This is a genomic window from Terracoccus sp. 273MFTsu3.1 (assembly GCF_000383675.1).
GTDB lineage: Bacteria > Actinomycetota > Actinomycetes > Actinomycetales > Dermatophilaceae > Terrabacter.
Map to the genome: position 1 here is coordinate 64,346 of NZ_KB911827.1, position 11,843 is coordinate 76,188.

The following is an 11,843-nucleotide window of genomic DNA, read 5'->3' on the forward strand; positions in this document are numbered from 1 at the left end:
CCCGGCCTCCGCGGGGACGGAACCGGCATCCGATCGAAGTGCCCGAATCGTCCCGGTCTGAGCCTCTGACCTGCGGATTCGTGAGACGCGGGGGCCCGCCGTCCGCATAATTTCTCAGTGAGGGGCTCGGGGGAGCCCGGAACCTGGGGGTGGGGACGAATGAGCGTGACACTGGGAGTGGGACCCCAGGTGGGGGTCCTGGAGGACTACGTCCGCGTGCTCGTGGTGGACGACCACCAGGCCGTGGCGTCGGCGATGGCGCTGGCGATCGGCCTGCAGGCCGGGCTGGAGTGCATCGGCTCGGCGAACTGCGCCACAGAGGCACGCGCCTCCGTCGCCGCCCTGCGTCCGGACGTCATCGTCATGGACGTCAACCTCGGTGACGGGGACGGCATCGAGCTCGCTGCCGAGCTCATCCGCGAGGACCCGCGGCTGCGCGTCGTCGTGCTCACGGCCGACGTGGACCAGGCACTGCTCCGCCGCGCCGCCGACGCGGGCACGAGTGCCCTGCTGCTCAAGGACGGCACGCTGACGGAGCTCTTCGAGGCATTGCGTGGCTGCAAGGGCGACGGGTTCGTCGTGCATCCGCGGGTCCTGCGTGATCTCCTTCGCTGCCCGCCCGTCTCGAGCCACACGCCCCTGACCGTCCGGGAGACCGAGGTGCTGATGCACCTGTCGGAGGGACACAACGTCGCGACGATCTCAGGACGTCTGGGGATCACCCGCCTCACGTGCCGGGGCTACGTCAAGAACATCATGGTCAAGCTCAACGCACACTCGCAGCTCGAGGCGGTCGTGACCGCCCGGCGGTTCGGACTGATCGGCCCCTGACCGTGCGCCTGCGACCCCGAAGGTGGTCGATGGGGGACTCTCGAACCGTCCGCGGCCGAGCCGTTCGACGCTTCCTGCTGTGGAGCCTCATCGCGTTGACGGTGTGCGCCGGCGGCGTCAGCCTGGCCGTCAAGGCTGCAGCCCGGGACATCGCGGTCCGCGACGCCAGCACGCACGGGATCTCCTTCGCGCGCGACGTCGTCGCGCCGCTCATCACGATGGCCGTCCGCCGGGGTGACCCCGGCTCCGACCGCATCCTCGATGCCGTCGTGGGCAGCCCACTGCGTGACGACTCCCTCGTGCGGATCAAGGTCTGGGACGTGGGCGGCCGGGTCATCTGGTCGGATGTGCACGAGCTGCACGGCGAGACCTTCACCCTCGAGCCCGAGGAGGCCGCCCTCTTCGGGACCACCTCGTCGGTGGCGAGCCTCTCGGACCTCTCGAAGGAGGAGAACCAGCACGAGCAGGGGTTCGACGAGCTCCTGGAGGTGTACGCGGGGGCCGTCGACTCCGACGGGAAGCCGATCCTCGTCGAGTCGTACTGGTCGAGTGACCGGATCGTCCGCGACGAGATCGTCATCTCGACCCGCATCCTGCCCCTCGCGATCGGCGCGCTCGTCCTCTTCATCCTGACGGTCATCCCGTTGGCCCTGTCCCTCGCCCGGCGCGTCGACCAGGCGCAGGCAGAACGGTCGTCACTGCTGCGCCATGCGCTGGCCGCCTCCGACGTGGAGCGTCGCAAGATCTCGCGCGAGCTGCACGACGGGCTCATCCAGGACCTGACGAGCCTCGGCTACTCGCTGCCCGCGGTCGCGGCGGAGCTCCCGCCCCAGTCGACCTCCGCGCGCGGGGTGCTCGAGTCGGTGGGCCGACGGCTGCAGGGTGACATCGCCTCGCTGCGAGGACTGCTCACCGACCTCTACCCGGTCGGTCTCGCCCGCGAGGGGCTCGAGGCTGCCGTCGAGCAGCTCGCGCAACCCCTGCGGGCAGAGGGGATCGGGGTCACGATCGACGTCGACGGACGTCTCAAGGAGATCTCGGCCGAGGCCACCCAGTTCGCGTACCACGTCGTGCGGGAAGGCCTGCGCAACGTCGCGAAGCACGCCCACGCTCGGACCGTGTCCGTCGTCGCCACCGTCGACGGCAGCGACGTCGTGGTGACCGTCGACGACGACGGCGTGGGGGGCCCCTTCCCCGCGCCGGCGAAGGGGCACCTCGGACTGCGCCTGCTTCAGGACGACGTCGCTGACATCGGCGGCGAGGTCAGCCTGGGCGCCCGGCCCGGTGGCGGATCGCGGCTGCACGCCCGCTTCCCCCAGAGGTTCGCCTGGTCCTGGGCCCCCTGAGGGCGTCCGCCTCCGGGTTGAGGGCGGCGGGTCATGGCGCACCCCCCATATAGGGGGTTGACGGCACCCCCAAGGAGGGTCGAGCGGGGCCCCCTCTTCGGCACTGTTGTGGCACAAGGGCGCTCAGCACCATGGATGCATGGGGAACAAGCAGTTCGGGTGGGGGCACCGACAGGGGAGCGGACGACGTCGACGTGTCGCGGACGACACGTCGTCGATCCGGGGGCGGTGCGCGGGCCGGCCGGATCTCGCGAGGGAGTGCCCAATCATCACTGAGGAGACGGGGCCGTCGTCGACGGCCGCCGGCCTCCTGTTCGTGACCGCGGGCGCACCCGCGGTCAGAGTCGTGACTCTCACGGCAGACGGCGTTGCGACGACAGGCGGCTCGATCTCCCCCGTCCGTCCCGGGCGTGCCGGTCACGTCACGCACTGCGCCGATGCAACCCCCACGTGGGAGTCCCGCGGCGGCCGGTCAGGTCGGCGGTGTGGCCGTCGGCCTGACCGTGCCGCTGTCACCGTCGACGGGGCGCGGACATGAGCATCCACGTGGCGCGCCCCCTCACGGCGGCGCCGACCGGCCGACGTCCCGGCACGGCCGCGGTGCAGGTCAGCCTGCTCGGCGGCCTGCACGTGCGCGTCGGCACCGCCGTCCTCGGGCCGCGTCAGCTCGGTGGGGTCAAGCCCCGCCACCTGCTCATCGCCCTCGCGGTCGCCCGCGGCGTCCCCGTCTCGAAGGAGCAGCTGGTCTCGATCCTGTGGGGCGACGACCGGCCAGCCGCGTCGACGGCGACGCTCGAGTCCTACGTCTGCGTCCTGCGCAAGCACCTCCAGGTGCCGGGCGCTCCTCGGCAGGGGACGATCATGACCCGCGCCGGCTGCTACTTCCTCGACCTGGACCAGGTCGACCTCGACGTCACGGCGCTCGCCCGTGACGTCGGACGTGTCCTCCACCCGAGCGTCCGGGCGGAGGTGGCCCTGCCCCTGCTGCGCCGGACCCTTGCCCTCGCCAGGACCCCGCTGCTGCCGGACGAGGCGAGCGCCCTCTGGCTGGACGAGGCGCGCGCGGAGCACGAGCGCATGACGAGCGAGTGGCTCGTCGCCGCCGCGGAGAAGGTCGTCGACCTTGCACCCGGTGATGCGACCCGCTGGGCCCGTCAGGCCATCGAGTCCGACCCGCTCGACGAGGGTGCCTGGTACGCCTACCTGCACAGCAAGGACGTCTCTGGGCACCACGCAGAGGGCCTCCGGGCGTATGCCCGGTGTCGCAGGGTCTTCGCCGACGAGCTCGGGTGTGCGCCCGGGCCGCGGCTGCAGGAGATGTACGGGCGGCTGCTCGGAGGCCCCGCTGCGGGCGACTCCGAGCTCGAGGGCCTCATCGAGGCCGTCGTCCGCCTGCACCGGGTCTCTCGCGGCGGATTCGCCGACGGGGACGTCCCTCACGCCGGCCCCGACTCCGGGACCGGCCGCCGGGGCCCGGCTGCCGACGAAGCCCGACGCACGCTCGCCGCCCTGGTGCGGTGCGCGTCCTCGGCGCCATCACGACCGATCCGTTCGGCCAGCGCATGACGCCCGGGAGCCCCGGGCGGCAGCGCTCTCCGGGAGTCACGACGTGCCGGCACGAGGTGCCGGCCCGACGCACTCCCATTCCGTTCCACACGCACTCATCGGGTCTGCACAGGACCACGTCGGGGACACCAACAACAACTCACGAGGCAGGTGTGCAATGAAACGCTCAACCGGCAACTCTCCCGGGCGGATTCACGCCCGGATCTTCGACGTGGACGCTCGTCGGTCCGCGCACCGGGCGGGGCCGCAGTCACTAGCGGCCCGGTTCCGGTGGGTGGCGGCGGGCGTCGCGTTCGTCGTGCCCTTCGCCATGGTCGTGCCGCTGGCCGTCACGTCCGCGCAGGCGGCTCCCGCACCCGCGGGCAACGGCTTCGTGGTGACGGCCTCCGACATCGCCTACATCCTCAAGCAGATCAAGATCGCCGAGCGCCACTCGGCGACCCAGACCGCGTCGAACCGATGTGGCACGTTGGTGGGCCCCGGCCCTGACCAGGTCCCCGACCGGCTGACCTCATACGGGCTCCGCACCGTCGACGGCTCGTGCAACAACCTCTTCGCCGGGCGTGAGACGTTCGCGGCCGCCGATGTCCCGTTCCCGCGACTGACGACACCGGACTTCCGGGCGGCAGAAGCGAACCCGCCACTGTTCGGGCCGCCCGTCGCCACGTCGTACGCCCAGAAGAAGGGCAACGTCTTCGACAGCCAGCCCCGCGTGGTCAGCAACCTCATCGTCGACCAGACCTCGACCAACCCGGCGGCCATCGCGGCGGCCGAGTTCCCGGTCCGGGCCCAGGGTGGCAACAAGGTCATCGCCTGCACGATCGACCCGACCCCGGCCGACCCGAACGGCACACCGGACAACTGCGTCCCGTCGCACAAGACGCTCTTCATCGAGAACGTCACGACGGACGTCGGCCTGTCCCCACCGTTCAACTCGGTCTTCACCTTCTTCGGCCAGTTCTTCGACCACGGCGTCGACCAGACGGTCAAGGGCGGCGGCACGGTCTTCGTCCCGCTCCGCGCCGACGACCCGCTGATAACGGCGGGGCCGGACGGCATACCCGGCAACGGTGACGAGGTGCCGGCCAACCAGGCCTTCATGGTCCTGACCCGCGCGCAGAACCAGCCGGGCCCGGACGGGATCCTCGGTGACAACCCGCTCACGCCCGTGGACGAGTCCGCCGACGACATCCAGAACGCGAACAACACCGACAGCCCCTGGGTCGACCAGTCGCAGACGTACACGTCGCACAGCTCGCACCAGGTCTTCCTCCGCGAGTACACCAACATCGGCGGACGGCCCGTCTCGAACGGCCGCTTCCTCGACGGTGGACCGGTCGGAGAGGCCTACCCGGGCTCGCCCGACGGCAGCGGTGGCCTCGCCACCTGGGCCGGCATCAAGAAGCAGGCGGCAGACATGCTCGGCCTGCGTCTCGTCGACACGGATGTCACGAACATCCCGATGATCGCCTCCGACCCCTACGGCAACTTCCTGCCCGGTCCGGCTCGTGGTCTCCCGCAGTACGTGACGACGGCCAACACCCTCGTCGAGGGCTGCCGCACCACCGACGTCGGCTGCACCGGCCCGGTGCCGGCGCCGGCCAACGTCCAGCACTTCGACACGCCGTTCCTCACCGACATCGCGCACAACGCCGACCCGTCCGGTGGACTCACACCTGACGGCGACAGCACCCCGTCGGCCGACTTCGCGAGCCAGCCCGCCGGCACCTACGACGACGAGCTGCTCAACTCGCACTTCATCTGTGGTGACGGTCGGTGCAACGAGAACATCGCCCTGTCCTCGATCCACCAGGTCTTCCACTCGGAGCACAACCGCCTGGTCGACGACATCGCCAACACGCTGAACAACAACCCGTCGCTCCTCGCCGACTTCCAGGCTCCGCACCGCCTCACGGCCACGGGCCCGGACGTCAGCTACGGCTTCGGCGGACGCCTCTTCCAGGCCGCCCGCTTCGTGACGGAGATGGAGTACCAGCACCTCGTCTTCGAGGAGTTCGGTCGCAAGGTGCAGCCGGCGATCCGGCCGTTCCACGTCTACTCGCCTGACATGAACCCGGCCATCCAGGCCGAGTTCGCCCACGCCGTCTACCGGTTCGGCCACTCGATGCTCGACGACGACGTGGCGCGCACCACGACCGAGGCCAACGGCGCCAAGACGGACAACTCGCTGCCGCTGCTGACGGCGTTCCTCAACCCGCCCGAGTTCTTCGCGAGAACCCATGGCGCGAGTCCGACCTTCTACACCGCGCACGAGGCCGCGGGAGCCATCTTCATGGGCTCCTCCGACCAGGCCGGCAACGAGATCGACGAGTTCGTGACCGAGACCCTGCGCAACAACCTGCTGGGTCTGCCGCTCGACCTCCCGACGCTCAACATGACCCGCGCCAGGGACGCCGGCATCCCGCGGCTCAACGACCTGCGCCGGCAGATCTTCGCGCAGACCAACGACGGCCAGCTGGCGCCCTATACCGACTGGACCGACTTCGGGCAGCACCTCAAGCACCCCGAGTCGTTGATCAACTTCGTCGCGGCCTACGGACGCCACCCGTCGATCCTCGCGGCCACGACGGCAGCCGCCAAGCGTGACGCTGCCCGGGCGATCGTCAACCCGCTCGCCACCGACGTCCCGCCGGCCGACGCCGCCGACTTCATGTTCGGTACCGGTACGTGGGTCAACGCCGGCGGTCGCACGACCACCGGGGTGGACGACGTCGACCTGTGGGTCGGCGGTCTCGCCGAGGTGACGAACCTCTTCGGCGGCCTGCTGGGCTCGACCTTCAACTACGTCTTCCAGACGCAGATGGAGAGCCTGCAGGACGGCGACCGGTTCTACTACCTGCTCCGGACTCCCGGGATGAACCTCCGCACCCAGCTCGAGGGCAACTCCTTCTCCGAGATGATCCAGCGCAACACCGAGGGAACCAACACGCTCAAGGCCGACGCCTTCGCGACGGCTGACTGCAAGTTCCAGCTCGGCAACCTGGTCTCGCCCGCGACGAGCGGCGCCATCCTCGGTGCCGGTTCGGTGCAGGACGACCTGACCAGCACCGACTGCAACGAGAACCTTCTCTTGCTGCGGAAGGCCGACGGCACGTTCCAGTACCGCGCCATCAACACCGTGGACCCCTCCGGGATCAACGGACAGTCGGTCTACAACGGTACGTCCGGTGTCGACCGCGTCATCGGCGGCAACGACAACGACACCTTCTGGGGTGGCCTCGGCAACGACGTCATCGAGGGCAACGGCGGCGACGACGTCGCGCTCGGTGGCGAGGGTGACGACATCATCACCGACCTCGGCGGAGCCGACGTGCCCAAGGGCGGACCCGGTGACGACGCGATCGACGGTGGCATCGGGGACGACATCCCGATGGGCAACGAGGGCCAGGACTTCATCAACGGCGGAGCGAACGACAACGAGACCTTCGCCGGTCCGGGCAACGACTTCATCATCGCCGGTCAGGGCGCCGACGCCGTCTTCGGCGACGGTGGCGACGACTGGATCGAGGGTGGCTCGGGGCAGGACCTGCTCCAGGGTGACCACGGTGCGCCGTTCTTCGACGACCCGGCACAGACCGCTCCCGGCAACGACGTCTTCGTCGGCCAGGTCGGTGAGAACGACTACGACGCAGAGGGCGGAGACGACCTCATGTCGCAGAACGCGGCCGTCGACCGCAACGCCGGTGCCGGCGGCTTCGACTGGGCCTTCCACCAGTACGACACCGTGGGTGGTGACGACGACATGGAGATCAACAACAACCTCGTCGGCGTCCCGATCCAGCTCGTCGTGAACCGCGACCGTTGGCAGGAGGTCGAGGCGGACTCCGGCTCGAACTTCAACGACGTCATCAAGGGCCACGAGGTCGCCCCGTCCACGCTGGGCGGCGCAGGCTTCACCGGCTGCAACGCGCTGGATCCCACTGGTGTGGCTCGCATCGCCGGCCTCAACCGGCTCGTGTCCACCTTCCCGAGTGCACTCGCTCCCATCGTGGCCAGCTCGGCGGCCGGCTACTGCCCGCTCACCGGTCAGGGTGGCACGACCACCGGGACCGGCACGGTCTGGGCCGAGGGCGACATCCTGCTCGGCGGTGGCGGCAGCGACACCATCACGGGCCGCGGCGCCGATGACATCATCGACGGTGACCACGCCGTGTCGGTGCGCATCAGCTACCGGACGAACCCGGCCGACCCGACCTCCCAGACGGGCACGACCGACCTGATGGAGAACAAGGCCATTCCGGCCACCACGACCAACCCGTGGGGACCCGGAACGACCGGCATGACCCTCCAGCAGGCCGTGTTCGCCGGCCTCGCCGACCCGGGCAACCTCGTCACCGTCCGTGAGATCACGGGCATGGGGACGACGGCGGCCACCGGTGCGGCAGGGGACTGTGCGGCCGGAGCAGCGGCGGTCAACTGTGACGTCGCCGTCTTCACCGGGACCCTGGCGTCCTACACGATCACGCCGAACGCCAACGGCAGCATCACCGTCGACAGCAACGGCGGAGCCGACGGCATCGACACCGTGTGGAACGTCGAGCGCCTGCAGTTCAGCGACGCGACCCTGCCTGTGGCAGTGCCCGCCGCGCCCAGCATCACGAGCCTGGTCGCAGGCAACGCCTCGGTGACGGTCAACTTCACCGGGCCTGCTTCGGCGACGAGCTTCACGATCCGGGTCTTCACCGGGACCAACACCGCAGTGGCTCCCGTCCAGACCATCACCGGGATCGCGCGCACCGCGACCTCCCGGCTGGTCACCGGTCTCACCAACGGCACGCTCTACACCTTCCAGGTGGCCGCGGTGAACCAGTTCGGCACCGGCCCGTCGGCATCGGGGACGGCGACACCCGTCGCCCCGACCGCACCGGCTGCCCCGACGATCGGCACGGCCACCCGAGGCAACGCCTCGGCGACCGTGACGTGGACCGCGAACGCGGCCCCGCTCGCGCCGATCAGCTCGATCACCTCCTGGCGCGTGCAGGTGCGGCTCGCCGCGACCAACGCACTCGTCCGCACGGTGACCGTCACTCCGGGGACCGCCCGGTCCGCGGTGATCACGGCACTGACCAACGGGACGGCATACCGCTTCCAGGTCGCTGCGGCGAACGCCGTCGGCGTGGGCGCCTTCTCGGCTCTGTCGAACTCGGTGACGCCGGCAACCGTTCCGGGTGCTCCCGTCATCGGGACGGCCACGGCCGGAGTCGCGGGAGGCGCGATCAACGCGACCGCCCGGTGGACGCCGCCGGCCGCGACCGGTGGGTCGCCGATCACCGGCTACGTGGTGCGAGGACTGCGCATGAGTGCAGCGGGGGCCGTCCTGGCGACGACCACCTCGGCCGTGCAGCCCGCCACCGCAAGGTCGCTCGTGATGACGCTGCCAGTGGCCGGTAACTACCGGTTCACCGTGCAGGCGGTCAACGCGGTCGGAGGCGGCGCACAGTCGGCGCGCTCCAACCTGGTGGCCGGGCGGTAGTCCGGACAGGCAGGCACGGAGGGTGGTGGCCCCGCAGGGGGTCACCACCCTCCCTGTGTGCAGCCGAGCTCGCAGGCCCCAGTTCATGGAGCCGGTGATCGACGGGATGCCGCGGCTCCTTGGCCCGTGGGGCCGACCCCGGGTCTCCTGGTCGCCGGCGCCCTCGGAGCGTGGGCTCAGGCGTCGGCAGCGATGGGCACGGTGAAGACGACCGTGGTCGGTGTGCCCGATGTCGGGGTGAGGACGAGACGGACCGACCAGGGGCCGACGTCGTCGAAGGTGAGACCGACCTCGGTGGCGCCGTCGGTGCCGGACCCCTCGGGGCTGACGGGGAGCCGGACGGCGGCCGCGGTCACCCCCGGACGGCTGACCGACCCCGTCACGGACGAGATGGTGCGGCGGCCACCCGGGGCCGCGACGGTCACGAGGGCGACCGTGTCGCCGACCCGTGGGCGTGGCAGCTGCACCGAGACCGTCGCCCCGCCAGCCGTGATCACCCTGCTCCACGGCTCGACGTAGTCGGAGCGGGCCGGGACGATGACGACGAGCGCCGTGGTCAGGCCGAGCACGACGCCGGCGGTGAGCGTCTCGCCCGCGAGCCCCGCCCGCAGGCCCCTCGCCGCGACGGCTTCCGCGGGGACCGTGGACTCCGGAGCCCCGTCCTCCTCTCCGGAAGGCGTTGGTATGCGGTGTCGTTCGACCCAGACGCGCGCGCTGTTGCCGAGGGCGACGAGGACGAGCACGCCGGCGACCTTGGCGAGCAGGACGCGTCCGTAGTCGGTCGGGGTGAGGGCCGAGACGGTGCCCACCTCCGACCATGCCAGCAGGACGCCCGTGACCACGAGCGTCGCGACGCACACGAGGGCCACGGAGGAGAAGCGGGGGAGCGCCCGGCCGAGGGCCGCCTGCTGCCCTGGCTCCCCGGACCCGACGAGGAGGCCGACGAGGCCGCCGAGCCAGACGACCATGGCGAGCAGGTGCACGACGTTGAGCGCGACGGTGACCGTGGGGTGGGTCGTGGCCGCGGAGTGCCCGGCCAGCGGCCACGTCACCGCGAGGGCGAGCGTCACGGCGACGGCGGCGGACCGCAGGCCGAGCAGGTAGCGCCCCGTCGCTCGCGGCCCGAAGCTCAGGGCGGCCACGAGCAGCGCGACGAGGGCGACGAGGAGGAAGGCCCGCACCGAGTGGACCGTGTCGAAGGTCCTGGAGTGGGTGTCGAGCGAGCCCGGGTCGGCCCAGAGCGCACTGAACGGCTCGCCGCTGGCATACACACCCTGCACGACCATGCTCCCCACCGTGGCCACGGCGAGCACGCCCGCACCGACGCCGAGAAGGCGACGGGTCCGGGGTGACGAGAGCCCCTCGGGCCACAGCCACAGGACCATGAGCAGCAGGCCGGGGGCGAGGACCATCCCGGCGTACCCGAGCCAGCGCAGGGGGCCGAGCACCGCGCCCGCGAGGTCGTTGTGGCTGTCGTCCGGTGGTGTGCCCTCGACCGGTGTCGGGGCTCCGACCGAGAAGCGGAACGACCCGGTCACGGGATGAGTGTCGGCTGAGCTCGCCTGCCACACCACGACATACGTGCCCTTGGCCAGTCCGGGTCGCAACGGGACACGCAGCGAGTCGGAGGTGCCGGCGACGGCGAGCACCTGGTCGAGGTCCACGCGTTCGTAGTGGTCGTCGTAGACGTGCGCCGCGCCGTCCGCGGCCGCCACGGGCTCGGCGAAGCGGAGCGTCACCGCCGTCGGCGCCGTGGCGACGACCGAGCCGGCCGCCGGGTCCGAGGACCGGAGGCGCGTGTGGGCGCCGGCCGGGCCGGACGTGACGAGGACGAAGGCAAGGGTCAGGAGGGCGACGAGCGCTCCGCGCCGACGTCGTCCCGGGCTCCCTCCGAGGCCCCCGCTCGAGCGGGGCCTGCCCAGCGTCATGGTCCGAGAGTAGGGCGGGAACTGTTGCGCCCGGGCGGGATTGCCGTCCTTCGCGGGGCCGCCGGGACCCCAAGGTAGGTCGAAGGTCGCCCTGCGACGCTGGTCGGATGAGAACCCTGCGCCCGGAACCGCGCCGGGGACGGACCATCGTCCTCGCGCTGCTGGTCGCCCTCGGGCTGGTCCTCGGCGGCTGGCACACCCGTGCCGTTCTCGCCGGGCCTCCCGACCCGTCGCTCCTCACCGTGGGCGACGTGTCGTTCCGGGTGAGCGGTGCGGAGGAGGTCACCGGCCTCACCGACGCAGACCTCGGCGGGATGTCCCACGGGGTGAACGGCCTCGTCACGAGCGACAAGGCCCTCGTGCGGGTCGTCCTGACGGTGACCGGAGGAGACGTCGACACGACCTACGACGCGTCGGTCCTCAGGGCGATCGCCTCCGGACAGCCGTCGGGCGCGGCCCCGCTGGCCGGGTCGCTGCCGCTCCGCGGTCGTCTCGCGGCTCATGCCCACCTCGAGGGGTCGCTCTCCTACGTTCTGCCTCGTGACGGCTCCCACGTCGTGCTCAGCGCCGGCCCGGGGACCGTGCGCGTGCCTCTGCTCTACATGTCGGCCGCGGGCGGCTCGCCCGGCGACACCCACGACTCGCACGTCGCGCCGACGCCTTCCCAGAAGGAGTGAC

6 protein-coding genes are annotated in these 11,843 nt (G+C 71.2%); 5 read left to right on the forward strand and 1 reads right to left on the reverse strand.

The genetic code is table 11. From position 1 onward, the window contains the following. Positions 1–159: 159 nt before the first annotated feature. The 4 genes from H283_RS0120110 (at position 160) to H283_RS25920 (ending at position 9,237) form a co-directional block, all read left to right on the forward strand. Positions 160–831, forward strand: coding sequence for a response regulator transcription factor (locus H283_RS0120110; RefSeq protein WP_081633955.1), 672 nt, complete (start codon positions 160–162; stop codon positions 829–831). 29 nt (positions 832–860) lie between these two features. Next, positions 861–2,177, forward strand: a complete 1,317-nt coding sequence (locus tag H283_RS0120115; RefSeq protein WP_020145329.1) for a sensor histidine kinase — start codon at positions 861–863, stop codon at positions 2,175–2,177. Positions 2,178–2,711: 534 nt separating this feature from the next. Then, the gene (locus H283_RS25915) at positions 2,712–3,743 is read left to right on the forward strand and encodes a BTAD domain-containing putative transcriptional regulator (RefSeq protein ID WP_051103700.1); all 1,032 of its coding nucleotides are present in this window, start codon (positions 2,712–2,714) and stop codon (positions 3,741–3,743) included. A gap of 274 nt (positions 3,744–4,017) precedes the next feature. Further along, the gene (locus H283_RS25920; RefSeq protein WP_020145330.1) at positions 4,018–9,237 is read left to right on the forward strand and encodes a peroxidase family protein; all 5,220 of its coding nucleotides are present in this window, start codon (positions 4,018–4,020) and stop codon (positions 9,235–9,237) included. A 176-nt stretch (positions 9,238–9,413) separates the two neighbouring features. Here the strand turns inward: H283_RS25920 and H283_RS25925 are convergent, their stop codons facing one another. Then, on the reverse strand, positions 9,414–11,165 hold the full coding sequence (locus H283_RS25925) for a copper resistance protein CopC (RefSeq protein ID WP_020145331.1): 1,752 nt from the start codon (positions 11,163–11,165) through the stop codon (positions 9,414–9,416). Between the two features lie 107 nt (positions 11,166–11,272). Between H283_RS25925 and H283_RS0120135 the strand changes: the two genes are divergently transcribed. Beyond that, positions 11,273–11,842: a hypothetical protein gene (locus H283_RS0120135; protein WP_020145332.1), complete on the forward strand. Its 570-nt coding sequence runs from the start codon at positions 11,273–11,275 to the stop codon at positions 11,840–11,842. Position 11,843: the final 1 nt, after the last annotated feature.

Coding starts and splice junctions, on each gene's coding strand:
- H283_RS25915 (WP_051103700.1), top strand. CDS start 2,712: ATGAGCATCCACGTGGCGCGCCCCCTCACGGCGGCGCCGACCGGCCGA.
- H283_RS25925 (WP_020145331.1), bottom strand. CDS start 11,165: ATGACGCTGGGCAGGCCCCGCTCGAGCGGGGGCCTCGGAGGGAGCCCG.
- H283_RS0120135 (WP_020145332.1), top strand. CDS start 11,273: ATGAGAACCCTGCGCCCGGAACCGCGCCGGGGACGGACCATCGTCCTC.
- H283_RS0120115 (WP_020145329.1), top strand. CDS start 861: ATGGGGGACTCTCGAACCGTCCGCGGCCGAGCCGTTCGACGCTTCCTG.
- H283_RS0120110 (WP_081633955.1), top strand. CDS start 160: ATGAGCGTGACACTGGGAGTGGGACCCCAGGTGGGGGTCCTGGAGGAC.